The sequence below is a fragment of the Fictibacillus nanhaiensis genome (assembly GCF_023715445.1).
GTDB classification, from domain to species: Bacteria; Bacillota; Bacilli; order Bacillales; family Fictibacillaceae; genus Fictibacillus; species Fictibacillus nanhaiensis_D.
This window is the reverse complement of sequence record NZ_JAMBOD010000001.1, coordinates 513,410-529,153: the sequence shown is the minus strand read 5'-3', so window position 1 is coordinate 529,153 and position 15,744 is coordinate 513,410. Positions and strand designations below refer to the sequence as shown.

Annotated in this window: 19 protein-coding genes; 14 read left to right on the top strand and 5 right to left on the bottom strand. The window is 39.8% G+C overall.

Annotation, left to right across the window (positions count from 1 at the left end; all coding sequences use genetic code 11):
- Positions 1-43: 43 nt before the first annotated feature.
- Positions 44-1,432, top strand: coding sequence for an N-acetylmuramoyl-L-alanine amidase (locus M3196_RS02760; protein ID WP_425310969.1), 1,389 nt, complete (start codon positions 44-46; stop codon positions 1,430-1,432).
- Between the two features lie 100 nt (positions 1,433-1,532).
- Here M3196_RS02760 and M3196_RS02755 read toward each other — a convergent pair whose 3' ends face one another.
- Positions 1,533-1,781 carry an HPr family phosphocarrier protein gene (locus M3196_RS02755; RefSeq protein WP_251320731.1) on the bottom strand — a complete coding sequence of 83 codons (249 nt, stop codon included), beginning with the start codon at positions 1,779-1,781 and terminating at the stop codon, positions 1,533-1,535.
- A gap of 90 nt (positions 1,782-1,871) precedes the next feature.
- On the opposite strand from M3196_RS02755, the gene M3196_RS02750 reads away from it, so the two are divergent.
- Positions 1,872-2,525 carry a TVP38/TMEM64 family protein gene (locus M3196_RS02750; protein WP_251320730.1) on the top strand — a complete coding sequence of 218 codons (654 nt, stop codon included), beginning with the start codon at positions 1,872-1,874 and terminating at the stop codon, positions 2,523-2,525.
- Positions 2,526-2,534: 9 nt separating this feature from the next.
- On the opposite strand, the gene M3196_RS02745 is transcribed toward M3196_RS02750, so the two are convergent.
- Positions 2,535-2,795: an HPr family phosphocarrier protein gene (locus tag M3196_RS02745; protein WP_251320729.1), complete on the bottom strand. Its 261-nt coding sequence runs from the start codon at positions 2,793-2,795 to the stop codon at positions 2,535-2,537.
- 336 nt (positions 2,796-3,131) lie between these two features.
- Between M3196_RS02745 and M3196_RS02740 the strand changes: the two genes are divergently transcribed.
- The gene (locus tag M3196_RS02740) at positions 3,132-3,470 is read left to right on the top strand and encodes an iron-sulfur cluster biosynthesis family protein (protein WP_251320728.1); all 339 of its coding nucleotides are present in this window, start codon (positions 3,132-3,134) and stop codon (positions 3,468-3,470) included.
- 24 nt (positions 3,471-3,494) lie between these two features.
- On the opposite strand, the gene M3196_RS02735 is transcribed toward M3196_RS02740, so the two are convergent.
- On the bottom strand, positions 3,495-4,400 hold the full coding sequence (locus tag M3196_RS02735) for a hydroxymethylglutaryl-CoA lyase (RefSeq protein ID WP_251320727.1): 906 nt from the start codon (positions 4,398-4,400) through the stop codon (positions 3,495-3,497).
- Between the two features lie 146 nt (positions 4,401-4,546).
- On the opposite strand from M3196_RS02735, the gene M3196_RS02730 reads away from it, so the two are divergent.
- The 5 genes from M3196_RS02730 to M3196_RS02710 all read left to right on the top strand — a co-directional run bounded on the left by M3196_RS02730 (position 4,547) and on the right by M3196_RS02710 (position 9,766).
- On the top strand, positions 4,547-5,740 hold the full coding sequence (locus M3196_RS02730) for an acetyl-CoA C-acetyltransferase (protein ID WP_251320726.1): 1,194 nt from the start codon (positions 4,547-4,549) through the stop codon (positions 5,738-5,740).
- Between the two features lie 143 nt (positions 5,741-5,883).
- Positions 5,884-6,576: a CoA transferase subunit A gene (locus M3196_RS02725; protein WP_251320725.1), complete on the top strand. Its 693-nt coding sequence runs from the start codon at positions 5,884-5,886 to the stop codon at positions 6,574-6,576.
- 15 nt (positions 6,577-6,591) lie between these two features.
- Positions 6,592-7,245, top strand: coding sequence for a CoA transferase subunit B (locus tag M3196_RS02720; protein WP_251320724.1), 654 nt, complete (start codon positions 6,592-6,594; stop codon positions 7,243-7,245).
- Between the two features lie 13 nt (positions 7,246-7,258).
- A complete protein-coding gene (locus M3196_RS02715) occupies positions 7,259-8,575 on the top strand; it encodes a short-chain fatty acid transporter (protein ID WP_251320723.1) in 1,317 nt (438 codons plus the stop codon).
- Between the two features lie 18 nt (positions 8,576-8,593).
- Positions 8,594-9,766 (top strand): acetyl-CoA C-acyltransferase, encoded by a 1,173-nt coding sequence (locus tag M3196_RS02710; protein WP_251320722.1) that lies wholly within the window; start codon positions 8,594-8,596, stop codon positions 9,764-9,766.
- 198 nt (positions 9,767-9,964) lie between these two features.
- Here the strand turns inward: M3196_RS02710 and M3196_RS02705 are convergent, their stop codons facing one another.
- Together M3196_RS02705 and mciZ are read right to left on the bottom strand one after the other, a co-directional pair.
- Positions 9,965-10,879: an aldo/keto reductase gene (locus M3196_RS02705; protein ID WP_251321706.1), complete on the bottom strand. Its 915-nt coding sequence runs from the start codon at positions 10,877-10,879 to the stop codon at positions 9,965-9,967.
- A gap of 100 nt (positions 10,880-10,979) precedes the next feature.
- The gene (mciZ, locus tag M3196_RS02700) at positions 10,980-11,114 is read right to left on the bottom strand and encodes a Z-ring formation inhibitor MciZ (protein WP_251320721.1); all 135 of its coding nucleotides are present in this window, start codon (positions 11,112-11,114) and stop codon (positions 10,980-10,982) included.
- Positions 11,115-11,210: 96 nt separating this feature from the next.
- On the opposite strand from mciZ, the gene M3196_RS02695 reads away from it, so the two are divergent.
- From M3196_RS02695 to xerD, 6 genes are all read left to right on the top strand, one after another.
- On the top strand, positions 11,211-11,759 hold the full coding sequence (locus M3196_RS02695; protein WP_251320720.1) for an NUDIX hydrolase: 549 nt from the start codon (positions 11,211-11,213) through the stop codon (positions 11,757-11,759).
- On the top strand, positions 11,743-12,945 hold the full coding sequence (locus tag M3196_RS02690; RefSeq protein ID WP_251320719.1) for an endonuclease Q family protein: 1,203 nt from the start codon (positions 11,743-11,745) through the stop codon (positions 12,943-12,945). The genes M3196_RS02695 and M3196_RS02690 overlap by 17 nt, the downstream gene beginning before the upstream one ends.
- 72 nt (positions 12,946-13,017) lie before the next feature.
- Complete coding sequence (gene spoIIM, locus M3196_RS02685) at positions 13,018-13,656, top strand: stage II sporulation protein M (protein ID WP_251320718.1); 639 nt, start codon at positions 13,018-13,020, stop codon at positions 13,654-13,656.
- 117 nt (positions 13,657-13,773) lie between these two features.
- Positions 13,774-14,244: a Fur family transcriptional regulator gene (locus tag M3196_RS02680; RefSeq protein ID WP_251320717.1), complete on the top strand. Its 471-nt coding sequence runs from the start codon at positions 13,774-13,776 to the stop codon at positions 14,242-14,244.
- A gap of 277 nt (positions 14,245-14,521) precedes the next feature.
- A complete protein-coding gene (locus M3196_RS02675; RefSeq protein ID WP_251320716.1) occupies positions 14,522-14,749 on the top strand; it encodes a YqzK family protein in 228 nt (75 codons plus the stop codon).
- A gap of 11 nt (positions 14,750-14,760) precedes the next feature.
- Entirely contained in the window at positions 14,761-15,651 is an 891-nt protein-coding gene (gene xerD, locus M3196_RS02670; protein ID WP_251320715.1) for a site-specific tyrosine recombinase XerD, read from the top strand.
- The last annotated feature ends 93 nt before the right edge of the window (positions 15,652-15,744 follow it).

Genomic DNA, 15,744 nt, shown 5'->3' with positions numbered 1-15,744 from the left:
AGAAGTAAGCGCATCTTAGCGTTTTTAAATGGATTAAAAGAAGGTGACACGTTTGAAAGTCATTATCATAGATCCGGGCCATGGAGGAAATGATCCAGGCGCGGTAAACAAGGGCAGTTTTGAAAAAAATTATAACCTGATACTCGCAAAAAAAATCCAATCTTATCTGCAGAACAACTATGAGGTAAAGGTATTGCTGACTCGCAGCTCAGATACAACTGTTTCATTGGATGCGAGGACAGATTTTGCTAACAAAGAAAAAGCAGATTTCTATTTATCTATTCACCAAAACAGCGGTGGAGGAGAAGGATTTGAAAGTTATGTATATATAAATGTCGGGGCTGAAACAAAGAAGATACAAAATGCCATACACACACGTACAACAGAAGTTATGAATAAATATGGTGCACGCAATCGAGGACAAAAACAGGCGAATTTTCATGTTTTAAGAGAAACGAAGATGCCTGCTGTATTACTGGAAGTTTTGTTTATTGATAACGAGAAGAACCTCGCTCTTTTAAACCGGGGAGATTTCCAAAATGAAGTATCGGCTGCCATTGCATCCGGAACAGCAACGGCGCTTTCATTAAAACAGAAACAGCCGGATCCAAAAGAGCTTTTTGTTACGCTAGCAGGAGCATTTGAACAAAAAAAGAATGCAGATGAAAGAGTGCAATTTTTAGCTGGTAAAAAAATTTCTTCGTATATAGATGAAGTAACGATAAGTAATAAAAAATACTACAGAGTACAAGCTGGAGCATTTCAAAAACGAGAGAACGCTGAAGCTCATGTAGTGAAGATACGCGCTTTAGGAATAAAGGATGCGTATGTAATGGTAAAAGGGGAAGAAGGAACAAAGACTCCTGAGCCCGAACCGCCAAAACCAGAACCTCCTGCTGGTTTAACGATACAAGGCAAAACGGTTCTTACAGCAGAGGAAATGGAGAGGTTTGTCAAAAGGGTAAATCCTGACGCCCCATCTTTAGCTTTATTATATGTTCAGATTGGACAGGTTTATGGAATTAGAGCAGATGCAGCATATGCCCAGGCTATACATGAAACAGGGTATTTTCGCTTTCAGGGCAGTGTGAAGGCTTCTCAAAATAACTATGCAGGAATTGGAGCAACTGGAAAGGGAGAGTCAGCGGTATTTAATACACCGCAAGAAGGCGTTCTGGCTCATATTCAGCATTTGTATGCGTATAGTTCAACAGAGCCTCTTCCTCCGCAATACCCGTTAGCAGATCCAAGGTTTGAACTCGTTCAGCGGGGGAGTGCCAAGACTTGGAATCAGCTGAATGGTAAGTGGGCAGTACCAGGGACAACTTACAGCACTATGATTCTTGAAATTTACAAACAGATGCTGAACGAATCAAAAGCACCTTTGCAAGAAAGAATAAATTTGATTGACGAGCAAATAAAAGAAATTTAAAGCCGGAGATGTTCTTCCGGCTTTTTTTAAATCTTTTAAGGAAAAATTAGCCAAACGGTAGGATAGAATATATAATATATAGTGCTGTATTCCGCAGAAACTAAGATTTACAGCAAGCGAATAACCCTGATGATAATATCTTTTCTTTGAGGAGAGTGCTTGGGGGCTCACAGATGATTTCAATTGGATCATCAGGATATATGGAAAGTGCGATAATACCTAAAAAGCTTTTTCCATCCGCAGTCCGGTCCCCTTTTTTGATGTAAATGGATTCAGTAAAACTGCCTGTAAGTTCCACAAGTTTTGCAGCACGCTCTGCATAAATAGGTGCTGTTGCTTTTACAATCACAATATAACCTCCTTTGCCAATCACACTATGTATGGATATGTGCAGAAGAAGGAAAAATGCCTACAAAATAGATTTTTTCATGGAGGATTTATGAAAATCATAAGAAAATGGCTGGCCATTATGTTAGGGGCGGCTATTTTAATCATATTGGTTTTATGGCTGCAAAAAAACTATAAAGGATTTAGTCCTGAAGAATTCAGGAATTGGATAACGCAATGGGGATTGCTGGCACCGTTTCTTTTTATATTGCTTTACACGCTAAGACCATTCGTTTTATTTCCGTCATCTATATTTGCTATAACAAGCGGACTTTCTTTTGGGTTTTACTGGGGTTGTTTATTTACATATCTCGGTTCGCTTGGAGGAGGGCTTATAACGTATTACGCGATTAACCGTTTAGACCGTTTTAATAAAAGTGAACAATGGAAGAATGAAAGGTATAAAAAAATACGCAGCAATATTGAAAGAGAAGGCTTTCGTTATGTATTGCTGCTGAGGCTGCTTCCTGTATTAAATTATGACCTGGTAAGCTACTTGACTTCCATGACCAAAGTGAAATTTAAAGATTATGCGATTGCAACAGCTATTGGGATAATCCCTGGAACGATTGCTTATACGTATCTAGGCACTTCCATGACATCGGGAAGCAAACAAGTCGTTTTTATTGGAACCACCTTGCTTTTTGTAATAGTGGGATTACCCCTTATTTTTAAAAAGAAAATGAAAGCAAGAATTGGCTTGTAGGCAGCAATCTTAATAAGCTGTTTCTTTTGAAATAAGATTCAGGGCTGTTTCAGCATCGGCACCTTCCACAATATAAAGAAATGAATCGCCTTCTTTTAAAGTCAGAAAGAATGATACAAGCTGGGACAGTCCTGATGCGTGGACAGTAATGCCATCTTTGGCCAAAAAAAGCTGGCTGTTAATCTTTTTAGCAGACTGCATAATTTCAAGAGCTTTATTTACGGTATATTTAGCTGTCACTTTTACTTTTTTTGAACAAATCTGTTTCATTTTAATGGCCTCCTGTAAGATGTGAATTGCTGATATATTTCCCACTAATATAAGAAGTGAAACGGGTCTATAGTCCTAAACGTGATATTTTTAATAAAAATAAAAGTATTATGACTCATATAAATTGAACAGCTACTCGAATGGATGCTGTATAAGCCTGTAAATGTTCCTAAGCTAAAGGATGCTCTGAATGGCAGGACGAACATTTTCCGGAAGGCAGTTATAAAGAAAATGAACTCGGAGAATATTTAACGAGTGAATTTGGAATTCGCTACATGGAAAGCTGGTTATCATTGGGCAATCAACGTGCTCCAAAAGAAAGGTGAGTTTTAATTAATGGAATTGATGTTTACAGATGCGGCGTTAGAGCGTCTCTATAAAAAAATGCAGGGTAAAAAAGGATACTTGAAACTGAAACATGATACAGAAGGCTGCGGGTGTGTAGTGAGCGGGGTTGCAGCACTATGGCTGGTTGATAAACCAGAGGCCAATGATACGAAAATCCTGACCAACGGACCTGACCTTTACATGGATTATAATACAGAAGTTTTTTTTGATGAAAAGATGAAGATCGATGCACCGGCAGGCAATCATTTTTCATTAAAAAGTCCAGGAGAAATGTTAAATCCTGCGATGAAATATTACGATAAAACAGAACAAAACACGGGCGAATAATGCCCGTGTTTTTATTTTTTCTATTTATAGCTGAGCAACATTTTTCAGCAGACCGAACTGCTTGCTTGATACTGGCTTAGAAAGAAGAGGTGAGATATAAGCTGCTGCTTCTAAAAGTTTATCGAGCTGAATTCCTGTAGAGATTCCCATCTGAGAAAGCATATAGACAACATCTTCAGAGGCAACGTTTCCTGACGCACCGGGTGCGAAGGGACATCCTCCAAGTCCTCCTGCTGAAGTGTCAAAACGGTCAATCCCAGCCTGCATACTTGCGAAAATATTTGCCAGAGCCATACCGCGAGTATCATGGAAATGACCTGTAAGCAGGGTAGTAGAACGCAAATGATGCTTTAATAAACTGAACAGCTCAAAGCACTCAACAGGATTCGCCATCCCGATCGTATCGGCTACACTAAGCTCATCGACGCCCATCTCCTCAAAATCCTGGCAAACCTTTAAAACAGCGTGCTCCTCAATTTTTCCTTCAAATGGACAATAAAAGCTGGTGGAAATACATGCTCTAACAAAATATCCTTTGCGTTTCAGATCCTCAACGAGCGGTCTTAACTCGAGCATGCTTTCTTCGGTGGTTTTGTTAATATTTTTTTGGTTGAATGAATCACTTACACCAACAAACACAGCTACATGCTTTACACCGGCCTCCATGGCCATATCGATTCCTTTTTTGTTGGGTGCGAGAACAAAGTTGCGCATATCATCTAAACAACTTTCAATGACTGTACCGGCGTCCTGCATTTGCGGCACCCACTTTGGAGAAACGAAAGAGGTGAGTTCCATTTCCTGAAAACCTGCATTTTTTAATAAGGAGATAAATTCAATCTTATTCTTTGTTGGAATAAAATTCTTTTCGTTCTGAAGTCCGTCTCTTGGGCCAACTTCGATCAGGGTGACTCTTTCAGGTAATTCCACTGTTTATATACTCCTCCTTGAAACCGTTTTCTAAATATTATTTTACCTGTAAAAAATCGTTGGTTGCAATACATTTGATTGATTATGGTATGATAAAAAGGAATTTTCAGAAATTTTCACAGTATTAAAGAGGAGGAGACTACAAAATGGTTTCAAGAGAGAGAGAAGCTGTCATTGTAAGCGCTGTCAGAACCCCGATTGGAAGTTTTATGGGGAGTTTAAAGTCGTTAGCGGCCACAGATTTAGGAGCAATTGCGATCAAAGACTCGTTAAAAAAAGCAGGGATTCCACTTGATGCTGTAGATGAAGTGATCATGGGAAATGTTCTTCAAGCTGGCTTGGGGCAGAACCCTGCCCGTCAGGCGGCGATTAAAGCTGGCCTTCCTATCGGTGTATCAAGCATGACGATCAACAAAGTTTGTGGTTCTGGTTTAAAAGCCCTTCATCTCGCATGCCAGGCAATCTGGCTCGATGAAGCAGATGTAATCGTCTGCGGAGGAATGGAAAATATGAGTCAGGCTCCGTACTTGCTGAGCGGTGCAAGAGATGGACTTAGAATGGGGAACGCACCTATGGTCGATTCCATGATTCATGATGGATTATGGTGTGCTTTCGGCGATTATCATATGGGAATTACAGCCGAAAACCTTTGTGAAACACATGCGCTCTCTCGTGAAGAATTGGATGAATTTGCCGCAGAGAGCCAGAGAAAATGTGCTGAAGCTCAAGAACAAGGGAAATTTAATGATGAAATTATACCCGTGGAGATCCCTCAGAGAAAAGGAGATCCATTGATTGTAGATAAAGATGAATATCCGAAAGCTGGTTCTACCAGTGAAAAGCTTGCCCGTTTACGGCCTGCCTTTAAAAAAGACGGAATGGTTACAGCAGGGAACGCTTCAGGTATCAATGACGGTGCTGCAGCACTTGTTGTAATGAGCAGAAAGAAAGCAGAAGAGCTCGGCTTAAGGCCGCTGGCTTCAGTAAAAGCGAATGCAAGTGCAGGTGTAGCGCCTGAAGTAATGGGAATCGGACCTGTTGAAGCGGTGCGAAAAGTATTAAAGAAAACAAATATGAAAATGGATGATATTGATCTAGTAGAGGCGAACGAAGCTTTTGCAAGCCAGTCACTTGCTGTTGGCAAAGATCTTGGATTTGATAAAGAAAAATTAAACGTAAACGGCGGTGCAATCGCACTTGGACATCCGATCGGAGCGAGCGGTGCAAGAATTGTTGTTACGCTGCTTCATGAGATGAAGCGAAGAAAATCAAAAAGCGGTCTAGCAACGCTTTGTATCGGCGGAGGCCAGGGAGTAGCCTCGATCTTTGAAAACGAATAAAAAAATTAATGTTTTAGAAGCAAGAAGGTCGAGAAATGGAGTTCTGAGGAACAGAGTGTAGTACTCTCTACATGAGTACCGGAAGAACGATATTGAGGAAGAGATTCGACTCTTATAAAACATTAAAAAAGGAGAGATAGATTATGAAACCAGTATTGAATTCAGCACTAGAAGCGGTAGCGAATATTAAAGATGGATCAACCCTTTTAGTAGGCGGTTTTGGATTAGTCGGCATCCCGGAAAATTTAATTCTTGCCCTAGTGGAAAAAGGAACAAAAGATCTGACGGTTATTTCAAACAATTGCGGAGTGGATGATTGGGGACTTGGTCTGCTTCTGAAAAATAAACAGATAAAAAAAATGGTAGGATCATATGTTGGTGAGAATAAAGAGTTTGAAAGACAAGTTTTATCAGGTGAAATCGAAGTTGAGCTTATCCCGCAAGGAACGCTTGCAGAAAGAATTCGTGCCGGCGGTGCTGGAATTCCAGCGTTCTATACACCAGCAGGAGTTGGAACGCCGATCGCTGAAGGCAAAGAGACACGCACATTCAACGGAAAAGAATATTTGCTTGAAGAGGGAATCGTTGGAGATTTCAGCTTAATCCGTGCTGCAAAAGGAGACAAAGCAGGAAATCTTATTTATAACAAAACAGCCCGTAACTTCAATCCAATGATCGCAGCTGCCGGAAAGGTAACAATTGCAGAGGTAGAAGAGCTTGTTGAAATCGGTGATCTTCATCCGGATCACATACATACACCTGGTGTGTACGTGCAAAAAATGATCGTTGGAGCACAGGAAAAACGCATTGAACGTTTAACAGTAAAACAAGGTTAAGGGGAGGGGACCGTTATGAATATCAGAGAAAGAATTGCGAAACGTGCAGAAAAAGAAATTGAATCAGGCTTTTATGTAAATCTAGGAATCGGAATGCCAACAAAGGTAGCTAACTTCATTTCGGATAATAAAGAGGTTGTATTGCAGTCAGAGAACGGACTGCTCGGGATCGGACCATACCCTCTTGAAAGCGAAGTAGACCCTGATCTGATCAATGCTGGTAAAGAAACCGTAACAGCTATTAAAGGTGCTTCTTATTTTGACAGCTCTGAATCATTTGCCATGATCCGCGGAGGACATATCGACATAGCCATTCTCGGGGGAATGGAAGTTTCAGAGAATGGCGACCTTGCAAACTGGATGATTCCAGGCAAGATGATCAAAGGTATGGGCGGTGCGATGGATCTAGTTCATGGTGCTAAAAAAATCATTGTCATCATGGAACACGTAAATAAAGCTGGAGAAAGCAAAATATTAAAAAGCTGTCAGCTTCCTCTCACTGGTAAAGGTGTTGTTGAGCGGATCATTACAGACCGGGCGGTTATGGATGTGTCAGAAAACGGCCTTATCCTAAGAGAAGTAGCAGAAGGCTATAGTGTTGACGATGTATTAAATTCAACTGAAGCTAAACTCACAGTCTCCGATGATATTAAACTAAACGCTTATTAAAGGAGGGGATTCTATGTTTCAAGCATTGACACGCGCCTCAAATAAATTGATGCAAAGGTACTTACCCGACCCTTTTATTTTTGTCATCTTATTAACAGGAGTGGTATTTATACTCGGGCTGATCATCACTGGTCAGTCCCCTGTGAAAATGGTTTCTTTCTGGGGAGACGGGTTTTGGAAGCTTCTCGAATTTTCCATGCAGATGGTGCTTATTTTAGTAACGGGATACGTGCTGGCAAGTTCACCATTCTTTAAAAAGATGTTAAGAAAACTTGCCTCATTCGCTCGTACACCAGGCCAGGCTATTATCAGTGTCACACTAGTTGCACTAATAGCAAGCTGGATAAACTGGGGGTTCGGCTTAGTAATCGGAGCCATTTTTTCAAAAGAGCTTGCACGCCAGGTAAAGAACACAGATTATCGTCTCCTGATTGCTAGTGCCTACAGCGGATTCGTTGTATGGCATGCTGGGTTATCAGGTTCGATCCCGCTGACGATCGCAACACCGGGACACTTTATGGAAGAAACGATGGGCATCATTTCAACGAGTGAAACGTTATTCTCTCCTTTTAATCTGTTTATCGTTGGAGCATTGTTTATCATTTTACCGGTTACAAACAGGCTCATGATGAATAAAGATGAAACCTATCAAATCGACCCATCACTTCTTGATGACAGTGTCGAAGCTGCGACTTTAGCCGAAGCGGATACGCCTGCAGAAAAGCTGGAAAACAGCATGTGGCTTTCAATGATCATCGGAATTTTAGGCCTTGCTTATATGGTTTACTTCTTTGCAACGAGCGGGTTTAACTTGAACATCAACTTTGTAAACTTTATCTTCTTATTTTTAGGAATCCTTCTTCATAAAACACCAAGAAACTATATTAATAGTGTGGCAGAAGCCGTTAAAGGGGCAAGTGGAATTATCATTCAGTTTCCTTTCTATGCTGGAATCATGGGCATGATGGTTGGTTCAGGTCTTGTTACCGAGATGTCAGAATGGTTTGTTGCCATTTCAAATGAATATACACTTCCTTTATTTACGTTTTTAAGTGCTGGAATTGTTAATATTTTTGTGCCGTCTGGCGGAGGACAGTGGGCTGTTCAGGCACATGTAGTATTGGACGCGGCAGATGCGCTGGGTGTATCATACGCCAAAACAGCTATGGCTGTTGCATGGGGTGATGCATGGACAAATTTGATTCAGCCATTCTGGGCGCTGCCGGCGCTCGCTATAGCTGGATTGAAGGCAAAGGATATCATGGGCTTTTGTCTAATCGTTCTGTTCGTTAGCGGTATTGTCATAAGTGCTGGATTCTTAATCTTTTAAAAGAGGTGCATCATTGACATGAGTATTTATTTAATAGACGGTGCCAGAACAGCGTTTGGTTCATTTGGAAAATCGTTGACTGATGTAACCCCGACACAGCTTGGGGAGGTAACAGCAATTGAAGCAATGAAACGTTCAAATGTTTCTTCAGACGATATAACTGATGTGGTATACGGCAATGTGATTCATTCAAGCAAGAATGCTGCATATGTAGCCCGTCATACCGCTTTAAAAGCAGGCGTTCCTGCAAGTGTTCCAGCCATGCTTGTCAACAGGCTGTGCGGTTCAGGTATGCAAGCGGCCGTTTCTGCCATCCAGAATCTTCGCGATCAAGGAGAAGGAATCGCTTTATGCGGTGGTATTGAAAATATGTCACAGTCCCCTCATGCTTCCTTTACACATCGGTTTCATAATCAAAAATTTGGAGCGATCGCTTTCGAGGATATGCTGCTGCAAACATTAAGTGACGAATATATAGGATGCGGCATGGGGATAACGGCTGAGAATCTAGCAAAGCAGTATAACATCTCCAGAGAAGAACAAGACGAATTTGCCAGCTATAGCCACCAAAGAGCTGCAGAAGCGCGTGAAAGCGGAAGGTTTAAAGATGAAATCGTGTCTTTCACTTTGAAAAACGGCGAGCTTTTTTCAGAAGATGAAGGTATAAAGCCTCAAACAACTTCATCAAAGCTCGGACAGCTTCGTCCTTCATTTCAAAAAGACGGAACAGTAACGGCAGGAAATTCTTCTTCTATTAATGATGGGGCAGTTTCATTAATCCTTGCTCATGAGAAAGATGTACAGCAGAAGAAACTTAATCCGCTTGTTGAGATTGTTTCATGGGCTGTTACAGGAGTTGATCCTTCTGTAATGGGGATTGGTCCGGTTCCAGCAGTAAAAAGAGCGCTTGATAGAGCAAAGCTTACCATGGACGATATCGGATTATTTGAAATTAATGAAGCCTTCAGTTCTCAATATCTAGCTGTTGAAAGAGAGCTAAAACTTGAACGAAGCCGTACGAATGTAAATGGAGGAGCTATTGCATTAGGACACCCTGTGGGAGCGAGCGGAGCAAGAGTTCTTTTAACACTCGCGTATGAAATGAAAAAACGAAATGAAACATATGGTGCAGCGAGTCTTTGCATTGGTGGAGGGCAAGGAATTGCGATGATAGTGAAACTAGCCCAATAAACAAAAAGGGATAATCCAAACAGATCTTTGGTGTCATCCCTTTTTGCTATTCTTTTAAGTGGACAGATAATTTGTGTAATTGGACAGATTATCTTAGAAAACCGACAGATTCTTTTAAAAAGTGGACAGATTAATTATCAAAATGGACAGAAAAAGTAATATAAATGAATTTAGCCAGTCAAATCATAAATCATTTAATTACGCCCTGTGTGACTCATAAATCTCTGCTGGAAACAATGACTCCAGTTCTTTTCGTTCACATTCTGTTAAATCCGGTGTATTAAAGGCACCTATATTTTCTAAAAGCTGCTCCGTTGAACTTGCTCCAGCGGCTGCTGTCGCCACAACACGGTGACTAAGAACAAACTTTAATGCTGTATGAGTCAGTTTCTCATCCAACTGTATGTCAGTCTTTATTTTATCTAATTTTGCTTGAATATCCATTCCTTTAAATGATAAAAAGCTGTCATCAGGTTTTTTTTGATAAGCTTTTTCACTTAACCAGCCTTTAGCAACAGACCCTCTTGCCACGACACTGATCTTTTTGGATTCCAGATATGGAAAAAGTTCTTCTGGCCTTCTGTCCAAAAGACTGTACTGCATCATAACACTTTGGATATTTGAGTGCTCGGCATAGTACTTGATCGTGTTCGGACGGATAGAAGAGATGCCGTAATAACGGATCAAACCTTCAGCTGCAAGCTCTTCAAAAGCTTCAATCGTTTCATCCATCGGATCATCTATAGTCCCTCCATGCAGCTGATACAGGTCGATATAATCCGTTTGTAAACGACGCAGACTTTCTTTTAGAGCAGATTTTATGTATTTTTTGGTAGGGTTCCAGTTCCAGCCTTCTATAGCGTCATGCCAATCGTTTCCGCCCTTTGTTGCAAGAATGATATCTTTCCTTACTTCTTTTAAAAACTTTCCAACTAATTCTTCATTCCAGCCAAAGTTATATAGATCTGCTGTGTCAAAATAGTTGATCCCCTGCTCAAGAGCGGTTTTTACGATGCGTTCATTTTCACTTCCGAGATCCGGAGAAAGTGACATGCAGCCGAGTCCAAGCTCACTTGCATAAAGTTCAGATGTACCGATTCTTCTTTTTCTAATCATTTCAGCCACCTCCACAAAAACTATCATACCTGAATTTAATTTTTTTAAAACGTATCACAATAATAGACAAAATAAAAACTTCCCGTTTTAAGGGAAGCTACTTTTTAGGTGCTGTTGCATCGATCCAATCCTTAACAAGCTCATGCTGGCGCATATAGTTTTTTAGCATATATTTAATCTGCCACGCTTTTCCTACTAAAGTGATTCCGTTTGGCTGTAAATAGATTTTCATCCTAATGCCTCCTTACCCTGCTTGTAATAGAAGTATTCCAATGTATGATAGACTTTATGTAGTGAAAGAATTAAATAGACCATCGGAGTGTGAAAAATGGAAAACTTAACGGAAAAAACAATAAGCAAAAAACAAATTTACAGCGGAAAAATTATAGATTTATTTGTAGAGGAAGTTGAGCTTCCAAATAAAAAGACAGGTAAACGGGAGATTGTGAAGCACCCTGGTGCAGTAGCAGTACTTGCGGTTACAGAAGAGGGGAAAATATTAATGGTTGAACAATATCGAAAACCTCTTGAAAAAACAATTATAGAAATTCCTGCAGGAAAGCTTGAAAGTGGCGAAAATCCGCTTGAATGCGCGAAAAGGGAATTGCTTGAAGAAACAGGATATAGCTGTAAAAAGTTAGAGCCGATTGGTTCTTTTTATACATCCCCTGGTTTTGCTGATGAACTGATCCATCTTTTCTTTACCGATTCACTAGTGAAACAAGGTGGTCAAATGACAGATGAAGATGAATTTTTAAATGTAATGGAAGTTAGTGTTGATGAAGCGAGACAAATGGTGAGCGACGAGAGAATTCATGATGCGAAAACAGCCTACAGTGTGCTGTATATGGAGCTGGCACGTGCAGCAGGAAAATAATCTTCGCCCTTTTTTTGCCGATATGCATATCCATATCGGTGCATCCAGAACAGGAAAACCTATTAAAATAACAGGTTCTCGTACTTTAACACTATCGAACATTTTGTATGAAGCAAAATACAAAAAAGGTATGGATATCATCGGAATTATTGATTGTCATGCTCCTGAAGTTTTAGAAGAATTAAATGAGATGAAAAATGCAGGAAAGATAACCGAACACACAGGCGGAGGATTAATTGCTGATGGAATTACATTAATTCCAGGAACAGAAATAGAGATAAATGATGAGAATTGTCTTGGGCCGATTCATGTTCTTGTATATATGCCAAATCTAAAAAAAATGGAAGCACTGAGCACATGGCTGTCAGCACGAGTGAAGAACATTCATTTAAGCTCCCAGCGAATGTACGGAAGTGCAAAAGAACTGCAGCATTTTATTAAGAAGCTAGGCGGTTTATTTATCCCGGCACATATTTTTACACCATTTAAAAGTTTATATGGAAAAGGTGTTCACACTTCCATCTATGAAGTTTTAGAACCGGAATTAATAGACGCTGTGGAGCTCGGGCTTAGTGCCAACACAGAAATGGCGAATCTATTAAGTGAATTGTCATCCTATCCGTTTTTATCAAACTCTGACGCTCACTCTCTTGAAAAAATTGCACGTGAGTATCAAATGGTCGCTTTAAATGAACCATCATTTGAAGAATTTAGAATGGCTCTACAGGATGAAAATGAAAGAGGAATTATTGCCAACTACGGACTGAATCCTTATTTAGGAAAGTATTATAACTCTGTGTGTGAAAAATGTTTGGATACTTTTGATTATAAGAATGTTAAAACTTGCAAGAGATGCGGGAGCCGCAAGTTTATTAAAGGAGTTCATGACAGAATACAAGAGTTGAAAAGCCATGAAAAACAAAAGTCAGTAAAGCGTCCGCCATATATCCACCAAATTCCTTTAGAGTTTATACCGGGACTCGGTCCTAAAACGCTTATGAAATTGCGTGAAAGATTTGGAACAGACATGGATATTATTCACGCTGCACCTCCGGATCAGTTAAAAATGATAATTAGACCAGCGATTGCAGATCACATACTCTCTGCCCGGTCAGGGAAACTTTCTATACAGATGGGCGGAGGCGGAACTTACGGCAAGGTAGTCTCCAACAAACCTATCAAATGATAAAAAAATGACATACCTCCTCTGCTGATTCATAGAATAGAAATAAGAGTTTTGGCAGAGGAGGTAAGGCATATGGACAACCTGCGTTATTACATGAACCAGCACTTGCAAGAAAATAAAACGCTTTATGCTTTTGTCGGTGTTTTATTTTTAATGGGAGTAATTTTTGGCGCGATCATTGTCAATTCATTGAGCCTTAATCAAAAGCAAGATTTGTATACGTACCTTTCCCGCTTTTTTATCCAGGCAGCTGAAGGCGGTTTTACGAGTAGATCAGATATGTTCTTTCAAAGCTTTGGGCATTACTTAAAATATATGGGCCTTATGTGGCTGCTGGGTTTATCTGTTATCGGTCTCCCTGTTATATTAATCATGCTGTTCCTTAAAGGGGTTGTAATTGGATTTACGGTCGGCTTTTTAGTTAATCAAATGGGTTGGTACGGTTTCCTGCTTTCTTTTGTTTCAGTGCTTCCGCAAAACATTCTGTTGATCCCGGCATTTATCATTGTATCCGCGGCTGCCATTGCGTTTTCGATTAAAATGATACGCCAGTTGGCATTTAAAAAGCATCATGTGCCCTTTTTACCCCAATTAGTTAGGTATACACTCTTGGTTGCCGGAGTAGGAATCATGGTATTTTTTGCCTCAACACTGGAAGCGTTTTTTACTCCTGCATTAATGGAACAAGTAATAAAATGGTCAGTTCATTAGGTAATAATAATTTTCTTTTTGGAATAAGTTTAAATCGTTAATTAAAATGACTTTAAATTGACATCTTTTTTCTCCATGCTTATAATTGTCTTGTGTATACATAAGGAGGAAACGGGTATGGAAAGCAGAATCGACCGTATCAAAAAACAGCTGCATTCACAAAGTTATAAGCTGACTCCACAGCGTGAGGCGACCGTGAGAGTCCTCCTCGAAAATGAAGAAGATCATTTAAGTGCGGAAGATGTTTATTTGCTTGTTAAAGAAAAGGCGCCAGAAATTGGCCTTGCTACTGTTTACCGTACACTAGAACTTTTAACAGAATTAAAAGTAGTAGATAAAATAAACTTTGGTGATGGCGTTTCTCGTTATGATCTTAGAACGGAAGGTGCCGATCACTTTCATCACCACTTGGTATGTATCGAATGTGGAGCAGTTGATGAAATACAAGAAGACCTTCTTGGCGATGTGGAAAAAGTTGTTGAAGAAGGCTGGAACTTTAAAATTAAAGATCACAGACTGACATTTCACGGAATCTGTCACAGATGTCACCCCGAAGAAAATAATGATGGCAAAGGAAGCGGAGAGTAGCGCTTCCTTTTTTACACTTAAATAAAAGTATAACTTGTAATTGATTTAATACAGTGCATTGACAAGTTTAGGTTTAAAGAATAAGTCAACGAACGCAGACGGATAAAGCTTGGTGTCAGCCAAATTTTCTTCTAATTGTGCAAACGCATTAATTGGAAAGAAATATTTACAAAAAGTTAATAATGGGGTAACGTATGAGTTGTAGTTTCAACTTTTACGTATAATCTGGGAGCATATGGGCATAACCTGTACTATAAGAGGGACAGGGGTGGACGTGATGATTTCCTGGATGAAAATCGTTTGGAATACAACAAAAGTGTTCTTGGCTTTTTCTTTATGCACACTGGTTTTCTATTTTGGTCTGCTTTGGATCAACCAGGAATACGAAAATTACCATAGATATGATGAACCTAAAGGAAAAGCGGTTAAAGTTTTTAACCTAAGTTCAGATAAAGATTCTAACATTATTAAGAGGCTTTTTTATTTCTATCAGACCGGTGAATAAGGAGGGGTATAATGAACGATCATGTTCAGGATTTTCTTCAATATATTATTGTTGAACGAGCCCTTTCAAAAAACACGATAGACTCTTACCGAAGAGACTTAACTCAATATGTGCGTTTTCTGGAAAAAGTAGAATCCATTGAAACCATAGATCGGATTGAACGTAATAACATTATGGGATATCTTTTATTTTTAAAAGAAAATGGTAAGGCTTCCACAACGCTTGCACGCAACATTGCTTCGATACGATCTTTTCATCAATTTTTGTTCCGGGAGAAGGTTTCTCTGCAGGATCCTTCAGTACATATTGAAACACCAAAAACAGAAAGAAAGCTGCCAAAAGTCCTGTCACCTCAAGAGGTTGAAGCCTTACTGGAAACACCTGCTTCAAATGATCCTTTTACACAAAGAGACAAGGCTATGCTAGAACTCCTTTATGCGACTGGAATACGTGTATCAGAACTCGTACAGTTAAACATAAGTGATATACACCTTGATATGGGATTTATCCGCTGCATCGGGAAGGGAAGCAAGGAAAGAATAATTCCGCTTGGAAAAATGGCACAGTCTGCGATTGAACGATACATATATAATGGACGTTCTGCTATGTTAAAAGGAAGAAAGACAGAAGCACTGTTCTTGAACCACCATGGCAACCGGTTATCCAGACAAGGCTTTTGGAAAATATTGAAACAGCTTGCTAAAAAGGCTAATATAGAAAAAGAATTGACACCGCACACACTTCGCCATTCTTTTGCTACGCATTTATTAGAGAATGGAGCGGACTTGCGCGCTGTTCAAGAAATGTTGGGACATGCCGATATTTCGACAACTCAGATCTATACTCATGTATCTAAAACAAGATTAAAAGATGTATACTCCGCCTTTCATCCGAGGGCGTGAGTTATCTTTTTGATTTTAGTTGTCAGACTTCCGACATCGTAGGTAATTTGTTTGTTGTGTGTATTAAAAGGCAATAGTAAATAGAGTGAAGTT